This is a genomic window from Methylobacterium ajmalii (assembly GCF_016613415.1).
In the GTDB taxonomy this organism is placed as follows: domain Bacteria; phylum Pseudomonadota; class Alphaproteobacteria; order Rhizobiales; family Beijerinckiaceae; genus Methylobacterium; species Methylobacterium ajmalii.
Genome location: NZ_JACWCT010000094.1, coordinates 1 through 14,841, shown reverse-complemented (window position 1 = coordinate 14,841; position 14,841 = coordinate 1). Strand labels below are relative to the sequence as shown.

The window sequence follows — 14,841 nt, the reverse complement described above, 5'->3', positions numbered from 1 at the left end:
CTCCGCCACCGCCGCCCGCGGCCCCGCCGGCCGCACCCGCGCCGCCACCCCCGGCTCCGCCGCCGGCACCGCCTGCCCCGCCCTGCGCAAATGCCGTGGCCGCGCCGAGCACCAGCACGGCCGCCGTCATCGTTCCACGAAGTGCCTTGCCGCGAATGAGCTTGCTCATGTGACCCCTCTCCCGACACCGCGCCCGCACGGCCGACCGTGCCGGGTGCCGCAGTGCCGGGCCGCAACGGAGAGGTGTGGGAAATGGTTCCGGGACGCGAGGCGCCGGGGCGGCGACGCCGCGCGCGCTGCTGGCGCACCGCGTCCCGGGCGATGCCGGACACTCCGGTCTCCTGGCCGGAGTCGCCGCGTAGGTTTCAGCAAATCCACCAATGGAAAAGTCTTATTCAAAATAAATCGAAATAATAAATTGCAAATGGCGGCGAATCGCAGCCCTCTCGATCTGTCCTCGAATGGGGTGCTGGAGGGGTGGTATGTCGTTCAACTCGATCTTGAGTCGCCTGGGACTGGCGGCATGCCTGCTCGCGACGGCGGGTCAGGCGATGGCGCAGACGGATCAATGCAAGGGTGCGCGCAACGGCATCCTCGACGCCCTCTACCGCGACAGCAAACCCCGGGACGCGGCGGGCTGCGCGATGACGGTCGAGAACGGCAAGATCCGGATCACCAGGCCGACCACCAACCCGGCCATGACCTGCCCGGACATGGTCGCCTGGAAGCTCTTCGCCGAAAGCATCCGGCAGAGCTTCTGGACCGACTGGGCGTCCGATCAGCAGACCTGGCCCGCGGCACCCCTGGCGCTCTGCAAGCCGGGCCAGCCGCCGGGGACTTCGTGCTGCACGCCGGATTCGGCGAGCAATCCCGGCTACGACGATCCCACGCAGCCGGGGGGGCAATGCCCCTACTTCCCCGGGGACCATGCGGGCTCGCCCGGGACCATGGCCCTGCGGGTCGGGCAGCCGCTGTCCAAGGCGCACGCGACGCGCTTCGGCGACGATCCGATGCGTCCCGCTCCGGTCCAGGGGGCCGGGGCGGTCCGCGATTCCGATCCCGGCCGCAAGATCCGCCAGTCGATGGCCGAGCTCGTGTTCCGCAACAAGCCGATGCTCGATTTCGTTTTCAGGAACGACCTCTACAACCAGCAGGGCTTGCAGGCGATCTTCCAGCGGGCGACCGCCTACGCCAACCCCGGTTCCGACACCGACTTCATGCCCTATCGCCAGGTCGGCAAGCCGGGCGCGCTGGTCGAGGTCGATTTCCCGGTCGATGCCGTCATGATCAAGAGCAACTGGCTCAGCGAGAAGCGCGCCCAGGAACTCGGCCTGCGCGACGATCCCGCCAATCCTCACATCAAGATGATGATGAAGAGTGCGGCCAACGACAACAATTCACCTATTTTCGAGGAAGGCATCCACTGGCTGGTCGCGTTCCACATCTCCTCGAAGGACATCCCCAACTGGATCTGGGCGACGTTCGAGCATGTCGGCAATCCGGGCCGCTGCGACTATACCGGCTGCAACGATTCCTACGGCTACGCCTCGTCGGATACCGGCCTGCGGCCGGATCAGGCAACCAACTTCACGCGGCCGAAGACGGCCTGCGACAACCTCCGGCTGGGCGATTTCGTCTTCCAGCTCGGCGAGACCTATCCGGGCGGTACCCGCTCGCCGGCACTCGGCAAGGTGCTGTCGGATCTCGGGATCGGGACCGGCCCGGCCGCCGCGGGCAACCCGCTTCGGCCCGTCGCCAGCGATCCGGCCTGGAACAGCTACCGCCTCAAGGGAACGCAGACCGAGTTCACCTCGTCGGTCGGGCAGGCCACCCGCCTCGGCAACTCGGTCACGGAGGGCGGCTTCGTCAACTCGTCGTCCTGCATCACCTGCCACGCCCGGGCCAGCCTCGGCGCCAACGGTTCGACGGGTCCGCTGCCGCTCGGCGTCTTCGTGAGCGAGGCCTCGGATGTCGGCTACCTGCGCAGCGCGAACGGAGTGCCGGACCCGAACTGGTACGCGACGAGCCGCCAGCCGGCGACGCCGCTGGCGATCCAGACCGACTTCGTCTGGGGCTTCCTGTTCGCCAGCTGCATCGCCGGACAGGTGACGCCGGGCTGCCCGGCCGGAGCCGAGGCGCTGCGGGCGGGCGGGCCGGAGCCGCAACGCTCGATCCGCAGCATCATCCGCCAGTGACGAGAGGCGCCCGGCGGCGAGCCGGGCGCCCTCTTCCGTCAGCCGATCGCCTCGGCGACGGCCGTGCCGCAGGCGGTGGTGTCGGCGTTGCCGCCGAGGTCGCGGGTGCGCAGCGTCCGCTCGGCGAGCACGCGCTCGATTCCGGCGACGATCTCGGCCGCGGCCTCCTTCTCCCCGAGATGCTCGAGCATCATCGCGCCGGACCAGATCTGGCCGATCGGGTTGGCGATGCCCTGGCCGGCGATGTCCGGCGCCGAGCCGTGGACCGGCTCGAACAGCGACGGGAAATCCCGCTCCGGGTTGATGTTGCCGGACGGCGCGATGCCGATCGTACCGGTGCAGGCGGGGCCTAGATCCGACAGGATGTCGCCGAAGAGGTTCGAGGCCACCACCACGTCGAACCAGTCCGGATGCAGCACGAAGTGGGCCGTCAGGATGTCGATGTGGTACTTGTCCCAGGCGACGTCGGGGTAGTGGCGCGCCATCTCCTGCACCCGCTCGTCCCAGTACGGCATGGTGATCGAGATGCCGTTCGACTTGGTGGCCGAGGTCAGGTGCTTCTTCGGCCGGGCGCTCGCCAGCTCGAACGCGAATTTCAGCACCCGGTCGGTGCCGCGGCGGGTGAAGACCGATTCCTGCACGGCGAATTCGCGGTCGGTGCCCTGGAACATCCGGCCGCCGACGGACGAGTACTCGCCCTCGGTGTTCTCGCGCACGACCCAGAAGTCGATGTCGCCGGGCTTGCGGCCGGCGAGCGGGCTCGGCACGCCGGGCATCAGCCGGACGGGCCGAAGGTTGATGTACTGGTCGAACTCGCGCCGGAACAGGATCAGCGAGTTCCATAGCGAGACGTGGTCGGGGATCTTCTCGGGCCAGCCGACGGCGCCGAAGAAGATCGCGTCGTGCCCGCCGATCTGCGCCTTCCAGTCCTCCGGCATCATCCGGCCGTGCTTGGCGTAGTAGTCGTAGGACGAGAAGTCGAACCAGTCCTGCTGCAGGGTGAAGCCGTGGCGCTTGGCCGCCTGCTCCAGCACGCGCACGCCCTCCGGTACCGTCTCCTTGCCGATCCCGTCCCCCGGGATGACGGCGATGCGGTAATGGCGCTTGGCTGACGGCATGGGTGTCTCCTCGTTGTTATGGGTCCTGCCGTCGCGCATCGGGCGGGATCGGTCAATCGCCGTTCACGCCACATCCCCGACGCTCGCCCTGCGCTGGCGGTCGAGCTCGTCGCTGTAGCGCTTGAGGGTGTGCTTCTCGGTCAGGATGCCGATCACCCGGGCGGCCTCGCGGCTCTCGACCACGGCCAGCGCCTCGCTCTCCGCCTTGTCGAACAGGGCGACCGCTTCCTTGGCGTTCATCTGCGGCAGGAGCACCTCGTCGCGGTAGCGCAGCAGGTCGACGACCTTCGTCTCGGCGGCCTTGTCGTCGATCGGGGCGGCGTGGGCCTCGGCCACCAGCACGATGCCGGCATAGTGCCCGGCCTCGTCGACGGCGACGACCTGGGTGCCCGAGCCGAGGGGAAAGGCGCGTCGGAACGCGGCGAGCGTGGTGTCGGCGCGCACGGTGCGGATCTCGCGCCGCATCAGCTGGCCGACCGTGAGGGTGCGGATCCAGCCGACGTCGTGGGCGCTGCGGATCGATTCGCCGCGCAGGTGGAAGCGCCAGGTCGCGAAGGAGTAGCCGAAGGTCTTGCGCACGGTGAGCGAGGACGCGATCACCGCCACCAGCACCAGGCCGGCGATGGGGAAGTCGCCGGTGACCTCCAGCGCCAGGAAGGTCATCGTCATCGGCCCGCCGATCACCGCGACGGCGAGCGCGCTCATCCCCACCACCGCGTAGGTCACGGGCGGCAGCACCATGGCGACGAGGGGCGGGGCCAGCATCACGAAGATCTTGCCGGCGAGCGCCCCGAGGAACAGCGAGGCGAAGAACAGCCCGCCGCGGAACCCGCTGCCGATCGAGATCGCCGAGGCGAGCGCCTTGGCGAGAAACAGGAAGATCAGCCCGGCCGCCCCGATCGCGGCGCCGTCCTCCGTCAGGTTGAGGTGGAGCGCCCCGTGTCCGGCCGACAGCACCTGGGGCGTCGCCACCAGCGCCAGCAGCCCGACCGCCAGACCCCCGAGGGCGGGGCGCGCCAGCGGCGGCAGCCGGGTGCGGCGCACCCCCTCCTCCACCAGGGTGACGCCCTGCATGATCAGGATGCCGAGCCCGGCGCAGATCAGCCCGAGGCCGAGCGTCGGCAGGTAGTCGGCCGGGCCGACCGGCGGGGTCGGCCCCAGCATGATCACCGTCTGGTGGCCGAGGATCGCCCGCGACACGAAGGCCCCGGCGAGCGCCGCGGTGACCACCGGCGTGAGCGAGGCGATGGCGTAGGTGCCGATGATCAGCTCGAAGGCGTAGAACGCGCCGGTGAGCGGCGCCCCGAACGCCGCCGCGATGGCGGCGGCGGCCGCGCAGCCGACGAGGATGCGCATGTCGGCGCGGCGCAGCTCGAAGCTCAGGCCCAGGCGCGAGGCGACGCCGGCGGAGATCTGGGTGTACCCCGCCTCGAGCCCGACCGAGGCGCCGCAGCCGTTCGAGATCAGGTTCTGCACCGCCAACAGCACCGAATCCCGCAGGGACAGGCGCCCGCCATGGAGGGCGTTGGCCTCGATCGGATCGATCACCGGCCGGCCGGGTGCCCGCCGCCAGCGTCCGCCGAGCCAGATCACCAGGCCCAGCACCACGCCGCCCAGCGCCGGCACCCCGACGGCGACGAGGGGCGGCACGTGCGGCGTCGCACTCAGCCGCTCGTCGAGGCCGAGGCCGTAGAGCCGCTCGTGCGCGGCCTGGGCCGCCCAGCCCATGAGGCTGACGAGCCCCCCCGACAGGCAGCCGACCAGGGCGGCGAGCAGGATCAGGCCGATCTCGCCGCTGCGCACCCAGGCGCGCAGCGATCCGGGGGCCAGCACGAGGGCGCTCTCCGTCAAGGCGCGGCGGACCGTCTCGGGCTTCGGCGTCATCGAACCGTCGGGGCGGGAATGGGGAATGCCCCGCGGTGTACGGTGCCGGAGGCGGTCGGTCGACCGGCTTCGCATCCACAGCCGGCGCACTTTCCCGCGCTTTCCGGTCCCCGAACCGCAGATCGGCGCTTGCCACGGCGCTCGGGCCCGACTACACACCCCCTCGTCGCGAGCCGCCATAGCTCAGTTGGTTAGAGCGCTAGATTGTGGATCTAGAGGTCCCCCGTTCGAGCCGGGGTGGCGGTACCACGACATCGATGGACCGGAGCCCGGGCTGGCGAGAGCGCCCCCGGCGAGCGACCAGGTCGGATAGACCTTCCGAACAACTCGCGCGTGGTTTACCGGCCAGTCGATCCCTGTCGGCCTCACGGCGGGAACGATCGGCGTTGCGGTGCGATACCCGACGAGATCCGGAGGCGCCTGATGACCGATATCCCCGCCACGCCGAGCGCCGCCCAGGCCGGCGCGCCCGAGGCCGCCGGCGACGAGGAGGCGTTCCACATCCCGGACGAGATCGCGGTGGCGTTGACCGAGTTCGCCGCGGTGGAGCAGCTCTCCCGCGGCGACGCGATCTGCTTCATCCTGCGGGAGTACCTGCGGGCAAAGGGCTACCTGAAGGGTGTGCCCGCCGCCTGATCGCGGCGCCTGCCTACAAGGCGCCGCGCAGCTGGATCTCCAGGCGGCCGACATCCTCCGTCAGCCGGTCGACCATGCGCTGTACCTCAGGGTCCTCGGGCGCTTCCCTGAGGGCCAGGGCGGCGGCGGCGAGGGAATCGCGCTTGGCCTGGAGCGCGTAGGCGATCTGGGCGCGGGCCATCTCGGGTGTCCTGTCGGCCATGGTCTCTCCTCCGTCCTCGTCTCTCGGCCCGTCGTATCCCGGGCGCCGCGACGGCACCGGCGGCCATCCAACGCGCCAAGCCGCCCGGAGATCGCGTCGCTCCAAGGTGACATCGCCCAAAGTCGCGTCGGCCGACGTTCGCGCGGCCGCGATGCACGACGACGGCACGGGTGCATCACCCGCGCCGTCGTCAGGATGTCGTTCGGGTGCTTCGGCTCAGCAGTCGTTGGCCTGCTGCGCGGCGGTCTTCTCGCCCTTCGACTGGCGGGACACGTCCGACGGCGAGGTGGCCGTCTGCGAGCCGACATTCTGCATCGCCCCGACGGTGCCGGGCGATTCCGCCTTCGCGCCGGGCGAGACCGAGGCGGTGGCCGAGGGGTCGACGTTCGAGGTCTTGTCCATCTTCTGCGCGGTCTGGCCCGGGGCGCAGGGCCCGGCGGCGGCTCCGAGCGTACCGGCGAGCAGGAACAGGCCGGCGCCGATGGCGGCGAGACGCGTCATGGTGTTTCCTCCACTGGTTGTCGTGCCGCCTCAACCGACACCGGGGAGTCGCGGTTCCTTGGCCATTGGGCTGCGGCATACTGGCTGCCCCTATGGTCGCGCTTTCGCGAAGGCGCGACCCGAAAGCCAGCTCGCGGTCCGAGGCCGGAAGCGGTGGTTCGATCGAACCCAATCCGAAAAAGTCGCTTGCGTTTTGTGCGCCGCACGCTATTTTGTGCATCGCACGGTCGCGATGGCGTCGCGGCCTTGCTGCCCTCTTTGGGCGTTTCCTCCCTAGACTTCGGGCCACCCGCAAGGGTGGCCTTTTTTCTTTGTGGCAAGGTAAAATTCGGAGCGCATGCCCGGACGGTCCGGGGGGCCGCGAGGCGTGCTCCCAGGCTCGCCCGCGCCTCGGACGAAGCGAAGGGGCCGCGCATGGCGCAGCCCCGGTAGTCGGCGAGAACGAGATCTGGAATCGTGAGAAGCAGGCCGGGAGCGGCGTCCGGCCGGACAGCATCAGCTCGGCAGCATCCCGGCCGGGCGCGACTGGGCGTAGAGGCTTGCTCCCGCATCCGCCCCGACGACCCGCGCCAGGGCGGCCTCGTCGCAGGTGCCGGCGATGCGCAGGCCGAGCCGGTGCAGGTGATCCTTGTCGGTGCAGTAGGCCGCCAGCCGGGCGCGTCCGGTCTCGGGCATCCGCGCGACCAGGGCGTCCACGTCGTCCTCGCTGGCGCGGTGCAGGACCGCCAGCAGCTCGAGGGGAATCGGGTAGCGCGCGAACGCCGTGGGCAGCGGGCGGGTCTGAGCTTGCGGCATGGATCACCTCGTGCGGTCGGGTTCGGCCGATCCTCGACCGGTATGGTTAGCGATCGGTTAATGATCCAAGATCTCCACACGAGCGCTCTTGCACCGCACCATGCCGGATTGCGACAATCCGTCCGTCAGCGCCAGTCAATGATCTGTATCAGTCCGAAAGACGTCGCGGCGCCGCACCATGTCACCGCATGCGCATAACGTAGGGAGCCACCTTTTGAATGAATGATTGTAGTGGGAGACTGGTCTCCATGCGAGGCCCGGACGAGGTGAGATGAGCGAGCAGACCAGCGCGGAAACCGTCTCGGCCGACGCCGTGCGGCGCAGCCTCGACGGCTGCCTGCGCATGCCGGTGTTCCGGCGCTCCCCCAAGCTCGCCGCCTTCCTGGGCTACATCGTGGAGGAGGAGCTGGCCGGCAGGGGCGAGGCCATCAAGGCCTACACGATCGCCACCCAGGCCCTCGGCCGGGCCGACAGCTTCGATCCCAGCAACGACCCGAGCGTGCGCGTGGAGGCCGGACGCCTGCGCCGCGTCCTCGACGAGGTCTATGCCGAGGAAGGCCGCACCCTGCCGGTACGCATCCTGGTACCCGTGGGGGCCTACCGGCCGTTCTTCGAGACCCAACCGGGCGAGGCGCGTCCCCGGGAAATCCCACCGCGGCTCGTGACCTCCGACGAGGCGTTTCGCGTCGAGCCGGCCCGCCCGGTCCCGGCGCCGCCCGCCATCCCCGCCTCCATCCCAGCGCGGGGGCCGGCGCCGGTGCTGCAGGGCACTTCGGCTCCGACGTCCACCTTGTTCGAGAGCCGCGGCCAGGCCGTGCTGGCCGTCCTCCTCATGCTGATCGTGGTTCTGCTCACGATCCAGATCGCGCTACAGATCTACCTGATCGCCCGCACCTGACGCCGGGGCCCGCCGTCGCGTACCGCCACGGAACCAAGGCCGGACTTCGGCTGTTCTGTGCCGTCATTGGACGTGACGTACGGGAGATCACCATGCGCAAGACGATGTCCGCCGCCGTGCTCGCCATGGGCCTGGTCGGCTTCGCCGGGGCCGCCGAGGCCAAGGGCTGCATCAAGGGCGCGGTCGTGGGCGGCATCGCCGGCCACGCCGTCGGCCACACCTTCGCGGGCGCCGCCGCCGGCTGCGCGCTCGGCCGGCACCAGGCCAACAAGCGCCAGCGCACGCGCGACGAGGCCGTCCAGCCCGCCGCCCGCTGACACGACCGGCCCCTCGCTGCGCCGCAGCATCCCCGGCGACAATCGCCGGGGCCGCCCCGCAGGTCGAGCTTGGCCGTAAGACGGGGCGAATGCTCGGACCGCGATACGGCGAAGCTTGCCCGGGATCGTGCTGACCTGCGCGAGCGTCGCCGTCATATCGCCACATCTCGCCGGCTTCTTGCGCCGTACAGGCACGGAAACCGGGGCGATACATCAGATGCAACGTCGAGTGGACGGACCGGCACAGCGAGGCTCCTTGCGGATGGCGGGAGCCCACGGGGACGTCCTCTCGTTCGGCAACCGCGCCGCCCATGGCGGCGTGCCGGTGATGGCCCGGACCATCCTGGCGGCCGGGTGCCTGGCCGCCGGCCTCTCGGCGCTGCTGCACCAGTACGGCGCCGAGCTGGTGACCGCCCGCCCGGCCGTGACCATGATGGCCGACCTCCTGGTGATGCCGACCCCCAGGATCCAGATCCAGACGGCGCAGGCCCGGGCGGCCCAGCCCTCCGCACCGGCGATCGCCCCCCTGCGCGAGCCGATCCACGACCTCGACACCGCCCTCGGCTCGTCCGGCGTCGACCGCGTCTCCTACGACGACCTGCTCGCCGCCAGCACCGGGGGCGACCCCAACGAGGTGCTGACCTTCGGGCCGATGCGGATCCGCCGCCACCTCGTCCAGACCATCGTGCGGGCCGCCGCGACGGTGCGCACCGACCCGGTGCTGCTGATGGCGGTCGCCGACAAGGAATCGAGCTTCCTGACCGAGGTCCAGGCCCGCACCTCCTCTGCCACGGGCCTCTACCAGTTCATCGAGCGGACCTGGCTCCAGGTCATGCGCGAGTTCGGCCCCCGGCACGGCTACGCCCGCGAGGCCGCGCTGATCGGCGACGACAACGGCGTCGCGGACGCCGCCGAGCGCGCCCGCATCCTCGACCTGCGCCGCGACCCCTCGCTCTCGGCGGTGATGGCCGGCGAGATGCTCAAGCGCGATTCGGCCCGAATCGCCGCCCGGATCGGCCGCGACCTCACCCTCGGCGAGACCTACCTCGCCCACTTCCTCGGGCCGGACGACGCCGAGCGCTTCATGGCCAAGGTGGTCGAGGAGCCGAAGGCCGAGGCAGCCGCCCTGCTGCCGAAGCCCGCCAAAGCCAACCGGCCGATCTTCTACGAGCGTGTCGGGCGCCGGAAGGCCCGCAGCCTGACGGTGGCGCAGGTCCACGACAAGTTCGAGGCGATGATGAGCACCCGCGGCGCCCGCTACCGCGACGTCGGCGCCCTGATGGGCGTGATGGCCTACGCCGCCGAGACGCCCTGACGCAGACGCCCTGAGCGGGCGCGCCCGCGCCCCGCGCGGGACAGATGCCGCTCCCTAAAAAAGCCGTTCCCTGAAAAAGACTTGCGGCTCAGCCTCCAGCTTCGGAAACCACCTCCCCGGATGGCGGTTTATCCCTCCGACGATCCACGCGGACCAGGAGGTGACGATGGGCGCGGCAGGCGCCGGACGCCGGACGGGCGGTACGCAACTCACCCCGATCCTCTCTCTCGACGCCCTCGGCGCGAGCCTCGCGGCGGCCTATGACGGACTGATCGCCGAGGAGGTTCCGGAGCGGCTCGGTGCCCTGCTGCGCCAGATCGAAGCGAGCGAGGCGCCGGGCTCCGGGGCGACCCGGGCGACGCGACCCGGGCACGACGCGACCGCGCCCGCGGCGGGCACGGCCTGCCGGCTCGCCCTGCTCGTCGGCGACGTGCCGGGCGCGGGGGAGGCCGGTGCGCTCCTCGCCCGGGCCGGGCTCGACACGGTGCGCTGCCGCGACCCGCAGGACGGCCTCGACGTCCTGCGCCTGCACGGCGGCGAGGTCGCCCTGGTCCTGATCGGCCTGCCGACCGAGCGGGCCGGCACTCTCGACGGAGCCGGGCTCGCCCGGGCGGTCGCGACGCTCTGGCCCACCATCCACCTCGTCGTGGCGCAGCCGCCCCACGCCGCGGCCCGGCTCCCGGACGCGCACCTGCCGCCGCAGGCGGTGCCCCTCGACCGCGAGCCCGACCTCCTGGCCTTCGCCGAGCACGCGGCACACAACCCCCGTCCCCCGGTCGCCTGAGGACGCTTCGGAACCCGGACGGCAGACCGCCTGCCCCCGGGCATCCCCCCGGCGGGGGGCTGGGTTGATTTGATCGGCGCGGCCCTCCTGTCCTAGATTTTGGATCGAGGGCCGCGCCGATCGACGCCGCGCGCCCGGAAGGAGGCCGGAGCGACCGGCGAATCGGATCGGGGGATCCTTGGATGACGACCCTGCACATGATGACCAGCGAGCGCGACGGCCAGGCCCGGCAGGGCCGCGACGAGTATGCCGTCGAGTACGCGCAGACCGCCGGGCAGCAGGCGGCCTTCTTCCGCGAGCAGGCCGAACACCACCGCCGCCAGGCCGAGCAGGCGCGGGTCTTCGCCGACCTGAGCCCGGGCGACGACGGTGCCGAGCAGAATCGCCGGGCGGAGCGACTCGAGACCCTCGGCCGCCACGGCGACACCATGGCGGCCGCCTTCGAGGCCCGCGCCCGGCGCCTCTGAGCCTTCCCGGCCTCGTCCGGGCCCTCGGCCGCCCCCCTCCGTCGGGGGCGGATCGGCCGCGGCCCGTCTCCTCCCGGCCGAGCCCAGCGGCGTCGATGCCCATGCGCCGACGCGCGAATCATCTTGCGAAGCCCGAACGATCTTGCCGATTCTTTCCGTCGACCACGTCACCACCTACCGCTACCGTCAGCCCGTCGGCTTGGGCGAGCACCGGATCCTGTTCCGGCCCCGCGACAGCTACGACCAGCGCCTGCTCGCGGCCTCGCTCACGGTCACGCCGGAACCCGAGAGCCTGCGCTGGATCCACGACGTCTTCGGCAACTGCGTCGCGGTGGCCCGCTTCCGCGGCCGGGCGCAGGAGCTTCGCTTCGTCGCCCGCATCACCCTCGAGCACACGCCCGAGCCGCCCCTCTCCTTCGCCCTCGCGCCGCACGCGGCGCGCTTCCCGTTCGCGTACGAGCCCGACGAGATGCCCGATCTCGCCCGCTGCATCGAGCGGCAGCGGCCGGATCCGGACGATGCCGTCCTGGCCTGGGCTCGCGGCTTCCTGGAGCCCGACGGCACCGCCGAGACCCGCGCCCTGCTGGCCGCGATGACGGCCGGGATCCGCCGCGACTTCGCCTACGAGGCTCGGACCGAGAAGGGGGTGCAGGATCCCGCCGAGACCCTGCGCCTGCGCCGCGGCAGCTGCCGCGATTTCGCCCTGCTGATGATCGAGGCGGTCCGGTCGCTCGGCATGGCCGCCCGGTTCGTCTCGGGCTACATCTACGTGCCGGAGCGGGACGGGGCCGCGCTCCACGTCGGCGGCGGCTCCACCCATGCCTGGGTCCAGGTCTACCTGCCGGGGGCGGGCTGGGTCGAGTTCGACCCGACCAACGGCATCGTCGGCAACCGCGACCTGATCCGCGTGGCGGTGGCTCGCCATCCCGGCCAGGCCGTGCCGCTGCACGGCAGCTGGATCGGCCGGCCCGAGGACTTCCTCGACATGGCGGTGACGGTCCGGGTGACCGAGCGCGACGAGGCGGCGCTCCCCGCTTCCTGCCCGGCCCCGGTTGCCTCCGCCGCCCCCGTCCGCCTCGTCGCCGCCGATTGACGGCGGATTGGCCCGGACGGCGCATCTTCGCCCAGGGCCTGCCGCTTCTTCATGCAACTCGCGGACGCGAGACGGCCTTACCCTGTGTTGTCGCGAGAGCGATCGCGCGTCGAACGCATCGAGGAGCCAGCACCGCCATGAAGATCAGGACCGGGTACGCGATCACCTTCGACTCCCCGGCCCCGACGCCGATGCTGCTGATGCTCGGCATCCACCCCTCCCGGCTCGGCGATTGCCTCACCTCCCCGGCCCTGCGGTTCGATCCACCGATCCCGGCGCGCGACTATCCCGACCGCTACGGCAATACCTGCACCCGCATCCTCGCCCCGCCGGGCCGTCTCACGGTCTCGGCCGACTTCCTGGTCCAGGACAGCGGGCTGGCCGACGACTACGCGCCCGATGCCGTGCAGCACCCGGTGCAGGATCTGCCCGACGACGTGATGGTCTACCTCCTGGGCAGCCGCTACTGCGACACCGACAAGCTCTCGAACATCGCCTGGCAGCTCTTCGGGAACACGCCGCTCGGCTGGGCCCGGGTCCAGGCGATCGTCGACTACGTCCACAACCACATCCGGTTCGACTACCAGCGCGCCGACGCCACCCGCAGCGCGTTCGACGGGTTCAACCAGCGCGAGGGCGTCTGCCGCGACTTCGCGCACCTCGCCGTCACCTTCTGCCGCTGCATGAACATCCCGGCGCGCTACTGCACCGGCTACCTCGGCGATATCGGCGTGCCGGCCGCCCCCGACCCGATGGATTTCTCGGCCTGGTTCGAGGTCTATCTTGGCGGCCGCTGGTACACGTTCGACGCCCGCCACAACCGGCCCCGCGTCGGCCGCATCCTGATGGGCCGCGGGCGCGACGCCACCGACGTGGCGATCTCGACGATCTTCGGCCCCTCGGTCCTCGCCGGCTTCCAGGTCCATACCGACGAGGTCGCGTGAGGCGGCATCGCTCGAAAGCCGCCGATCCCGTCAACCTCCCGTGAAGGCTCTGACAGGCCTCAGTACTCCGCCGTCGAAACAAGCGTCACGGGAGCCGGGAACCACTGCGCCGACACAGCATTGTACAGCAAAGGTAATTGCTGAGGTAAGGCTCCGGCCATGAAGATCTTCGCTACCGCCCTGGCGGGCGTTCTGAGCGTGTGCGTGCTTGCCTCTGCGCCGGCCAAGGCGGCGCCCTACGATCCCTTCGACGCCAACCCCGGCGAGGACTACTACGCCGGCCAGCCCTACGACTCGCCGAGCTACCGTGCCACCCAGGGCTATTACGGCCAGGGTCAGGCCGCCGGCAGCACCGAGCAGGCCCAGGTCGCCCCGATCCCGCGGGAGCTGGTGCCGTTCAACGGCGGCTACGCCCCCGGCACCCTGGTGGTCTCGACCGCCGAGCGCCGCCTCTACCTCGTGCTGGGCGACGGCATGGCCCTGCGCTACGGCGTCGGCGTCGGCCGCCCGGGCTTCACCTGGTCGGGCACCAAGACGATCACCGCCAAGCGCGAGTGGCCGTCCTGGACCCCGCCGAAGGAGATGCTGGCCCGCCGCCCCGACCTGCCGCGCTACATGGCCGGCGGCATCGACAACCCGCTCGGCGCCCGCGCGATGTATATCGGCGGCACCCTCTACCGGATCCACGTCTCGAACGAGCCGGACACGATCGGCCAGGCGGTGTCCTCGGGCTGCATCCGCATGACCAACGACGACGTCACCGACCTGTATTCGCGGGTCAAGGTCGGCGCCAAGGTGGTGGTGCTGAACTGAGGCGATACCGGACGTTCAGTCCGCCCGGACCGAAATCGGAAAGGGCCGCCCTCGGGCGGCCCTTTTTCGTTGTCCGGAGCAGGGGCCGCCCGGAGGCGGCCCGCCTCGATCAGGGGACGACGCGGCCCGGGGCGGGCGGCTGCGGCGCGCTGAAGCTCGCGATCGGTACGTCGCAGAAGCAGCGGGCGCCGAGCGGCCGCGGGCCGGGCAGCGGGCAGGAATAGGGCTGCGGGCCGGTGAAGCCGCGCTGCACCGCATCGCAATTGTAGCCGACGGCGCGGCGCGGCGGCACGCGCTCGTAGCCGTAGCCCGGCGCCACGTCTTCGCGGTAGTATTGCGCCGAGGCCGAGCCGGTCATGGCAGCGACCAGAACCGCGGCCGAAGCCAGGCCGGCGCGAACGAACCCTCGCATCATCGCGTTCCTCTCTGGCAGGGTGACGACCCTGCGGGACGCCGCATCGGTAGCCGAACCGCCCCGGCCCGGCAAATCCCGGCCGTGGCCCCCTCGCCGACCCGTCTTTCGCGGAGATCGCCCGTGACGACCTCGACCCAGTGGCAGCGGACCCTCGACGCGGTGGTCGAACTCGCCGAGGAGATCGCCCGCCTCGCGCCCGACTGCGCCGACCGGGCGGTCCAGATCGTCCGGCTGATCCGCGCGGTCGACCCGCCGGACCGGGAGCTGGAGGAAGACGCCCTCGCGGTCGACGACGTGCTCGACGGGCCCGATGTCGGCCCGCTCCGTCGCAGCCGCCCCGCGGACCTGGCGTGACCCGCGCGAGGCCGCGAGCCGGCCTCCGGACGCGGGCGGGAGCCCGCCGGCCATGAAAAAGGGCGGGCGCCGGTCAGGCGCCCGCCCCGTCCATCCAGGGTCCGGAGCCG

The 14,841-nt window shown here is 71.3% G+C and carries 17 protein-coding genes and 1 tRNA gene; 12 read left to right on the top strand and 6 right to left on the bottom strand.

Annotated elements, in window-relative coordinates; translation table 11 throughout:
- Nucleotides 1–551: 551 nt before the first annotated feature.
- The gene (locus HPY23_RS17980; RefSeq protein WP_139234933.1) at nt 552–2,195 is read left to right on the top strand and encodes a hypothetical protein; all 1,644 of its coding nucleotides are present in this window, start codon (nt 552–554) and stop codon (nt 2,193–2,195) included.
- 38 nt (nt 2,196–2,233) lie between these two features.
- Here the strand turns inward: HPY23_RS17980 and HPY23_RS17975 are convergent, their stop codons facing one another.
- Both HPY23_RS17975 and HPY23_RS17970 read right to left on the bottom strand, forming a co-directional pair.
- The gene (locus HPY23_RS17975; protein WP_091744849.1) at nt 2,234–3,313 is read right to left on the bottom strand and encodes a tartrate dehydrogenase; all 1,080 of its coding nucleotides are present in this window, start codon (nt 3,311–3,313) and stop codon (nt 2,234–2,236) included.
- Nucleotides 3,314–3,376: 63 nt separating this feature from the next.
- Nucleotides 3,377–5,197: a chloride channel protein gene (locus tag HPY23_RS17970; RefSeq protein ID WP_091885183.1), complete on the bottom strand. Its 1,821-nt coding sequence runs from the start codon at nt 5,195–5,197 to the stop codon at nt 3,377–3,379.
- A 172-nt stretch (nt 5,198–5,369) separates the two neighbouring features.
- On the opposite strand from HPY23_RS17970, the gene HPY23_RS17965 reads away from it, so the two are divergent.
- Nucleotides 5,370–5,446, top strand: a tRNA-His gene (locus HPY23_RS17965).
- Nucleotides 5,447–5,620: 174 nt separating this feature from the next.
- The gene (locus HPY23_RS17960) at nt 5,621–5,833 is read left to right on the top strand and encodes a hypothetical protein (protein WP_210344556.1); all 213 of its coding nucleotides are present in this window, start codon (nt 5,621–5,623) and stop codon (nt 5,831–5,833) included.
- A gap of 13 nt (nt 5,834–5,846) precedes the next feature.
- On the opposite strand, the gene HPY23_RS17955 is transcribed toward HPY23_RS17960, so the two are convergent.
- The 3 genes from HPY23_RS17955 to HPY23_RS17945 all read right to left on the bottom strand — a co-directional run bounded on the left by HPY23_RS17955 (nt 5,847) and on the right by HPY23_RS17945 (nt 7,331).
- Nucleotides 5,847–6,035: a hypothetical protein gene (locus tag HPY23_RS17955; RefSeq protein WP_060845689.1), complete on the bottom strand. Its 189-nt coding sequence runs from the start codon at nt 6,033–6,035 to the stop codon at nt 5,847–5,849.
- Nucleotides 6,036–6,251: 216 nt separating this feature from the next.
- Nucleotides 6,252–6,536, bottom strand: a complete 285-nt coding sequence (locus HPY23_RS17950; RefSeq protein ID WP_060845688.1) for a hypothetical protein — start codon at nt 6,534–6,536, stop codon at nt 6,252–6,254.
- 495 nt (nt 6,537–7,031) lie between these two features.
- Entirely contained in the window at nt 7,032–7,331 is a 300-nt protein-coding gene (locus HPY23_RS17945; protein ID WP_060845687.1) for a hypothetical protein, read from the bottom strand.
- Between the two features lie 271 nt (nt 7,332–7,602).
- On the opposite strand from HPY23_RS17945, the gene HPY23_RS17940 reads away from it, so the two are divergent.
- From HPY23_RS17940 to HPY23_RS17905, 8 genes are all read left to right on the top strand, one after another.
- Nucleotides 7,603–8,229 (top strand): hypothetical protein, encoded by a 627-nt coding sequence (locus HPY23_RS17940; RefSeq protein WP_091885177.1) that lies wholly within the window; start codon nt 7,603–7,605, stop codon nt 8,227–8,229.
- A 92-nt stretch (nt 8,230–8,321) separates the two neighbouring features.
- Complete coding sequence (locus tag HPY23_RS17935; RefSeq protein WP_060845685.1) at nt 8,322–8,546, top strand: hypothetical protein; 225 nt, start codon at nt 8,322–8,324, stop codon at nt 8,544–8,546.
- A 262-nt stretch (nt 8,547–8,808) separates the two neighbouring features.
- A complete protein-coding gene (locus tag HPY23_RS17930; RefSeq protein WP_236012806.1) occupies nt 8,809–9,861 on the top strand; it encodes a transglycosylase SLT domain-containing protein in 1,053 nt (350 codons plus the stop codon).
- Between the two features lie 166 nt (nt 9,862–10,027).
- The gene (locus HPY23_RS17925; protein WP_060845683.1) at nt 10,028–10,645 is read left to right on the top strand and encodes a hypothetical protein; all 618 of its coding nucleotides are present in this window, start codon (nt 10,028–10,030) and stop codon (nt 10,643–10,645) included.
- Between the two features lie 182 nt (nt 10,646–10,827).
- On the top strand, nt 10,828–11,112 hold the full coding sequence (locus tag HPY23_RS17920) for a hypothetical protein (RefSeq protein WP_236012807.1): 285 nt from the start codon (nt 10,828–10,830) through the stop codon (nt 11,110–11,112).
- A gap of 142 nt (nt 11,113–11,254) precedes the next feature.
- The gene (locus HPY23_RS17915; protein WP_091885173.1) at nt 11,255–12,205 is read left to right on the top strand and encodes a transglutaminase family protein; all 951 of its coding nucleotides are present in this window, start codon (nt 11,255–11,257) and stop codon (nt 12,203–12,205) included.
- 137 nt (nt 12,206–12,342) lie between these two features.
- Nucleotides 12,343–13,149, top strand: coding sequence for a transglutaminase-like domain-containing protein (locus tag HPY23_RS17910; RefSeq protein ID WP_091885159.1), 807 nt, complete (start codon nt 12,343–12,345; stop codon nt 13,147–13,149).
- A 159-nt stretch (nt 13,150–13,308) separates the two neighbouring features.
- Nucleotides 13,309–13,962: a L,D-transpeptidase gene (locus HPY23_RS17905; protein WP_200601871.1), complete on the top strand. Its 654-nt coding sequence runs from the start codon at nt 13,309–13,311 to the stop codon at nt 13,960–13,962.
- Nucleotides 13,963–14,071: 109 nt separating this feature from the next.
- Here HPY23_RS17905 and HPY23_RS17900 read toward each other — a convergent pair whose 3' ends face one another.
- A complete protein-coding gene (locus HPY23_RS17900; RefSeq protein WP_060849184.1) occupies nt 14,072–14,374 on the bottom strand; it encodes a hypothetical protein in 303 nt (100 codons plus the stop codon).
- Between the two features lie 123 nt (nt 14,375–14,497).
- On the opposite strand from HPY23_RS17900, the gene HPY23_RS17895 reads away from it, so the two are divergent.
- Entirely contained in the window at nt 14,498–14,731 is a 234-nt protein-coding gene (locus HPY23_RS17895) for a hypothetical protein (protein WP_060845679.1), read from the top strand.
- The last annotated feature ends 110 nt before the right edge of the window (nt 14,732–14,841 follow it).

Coding starts and splice junctions, on each gene's coding strand:
- HPY23_RS17920 (WP_236012807.1), top strand. CDS start 10,828: ATGACGACCCTGCACATGATGACCAGCGAGCGCGACGGCCAGGCCCGG.
- HPY23_RS17930 (WP_236012806.1), top strand. CDS start 8,809: ATGGCGGGAGCCCACGGGGACGTCCTCTCGTTCGGCAACCGCGCCGCC.
- HPY23_RS17945 (WP_060845687.1), bottom strand. CDS start 7,331: ATGCCGCAAGCTCAGACCCGCCCGCTGCCCACGGCGTTCGCGCGCTAC.
- HPY23_RS17935 (WP_060845685.1), top strand. CDS start 8,322: ATGCGCAAGACGATGTCCGCCGCCGTGCTCGCCATGGGCCTGGTCGGC.
- HPY23_RS17940 (WP_091885177.1), top strand. CDS start 7,603: ATGAGCGAGCAGACCAGCGCGGAAACCGTCTCGGCCGACGCCGTGCGG.
- HPY23_RS17900 (WP_060849184.1), bottom strand. CDS start 14,374: ATGCGAGGGTTCGTTCGCGCCGGCCTGGCTTCGGCCGCGGTTCTGGTC.
- HPY23_RS17960 (WP_210344556.1), top strand. CDS start 5,621: ATGACCGATATCCCCGCCACGCCGAGCGCCGCCCAGGCCGGCGCGCCC.
- HPY23_RS17955 (WP_060845689.1), bottom strand. CDS start 6,035: ATGGCCGACAGGACACCCGAGATGGCCCGCGCCCAGATCGCCTACGCG.
- HPY23_RS17905 (WP_200601871.1), top strand. CDS start 13,309: ATGAAGATCTTCGCTACCGCCCTGGCGGGCGTTCTGAGCGTGTGCGTG.
- HPY23_RS17980 (WP_139234933.1), top strand. CDS start 552: ATGGCGCAGACGGATCAATGCAAGGGTGCGCGCAACGGCATCCTCGAC.
- HPY23_RS17970 (WP_091885183.1), bottom strand. CDS start 5,197: ATGACGCCGAAGCCCGAGACGGTCCGCCGCGCCTTGACGGAGAGCGCC.
- HPY23_RS17975 (WP_091744849.1), bottom strand. CDS start 3,313: ATGCCGTCAGCCAAGCGCCATTACCGCATCGCCGTCATCCCGGGGGAC.
- HPY23_RS17910 (WP_091885159.1), top strand. CDS start 12,343: ATGAAGATCAGGACCGGGTACGCGATCACCTTCGACTCCCCGGCCCCG.
- HPY23_RS17950 (WP_060845688.1), bottom strand. CDS start 6,536: ATGACGCGTCTCGCCGCCATCGGCGCCGGCCTGTTCCTGCTCGCCGGT.
- HPY23_RS17925 (WP_060845683.1), top strand. CDS start 10,028: ATGGGCGCGGCAGGCGCCGGACGCCGGACGGGCGGTACGCAACTCACC.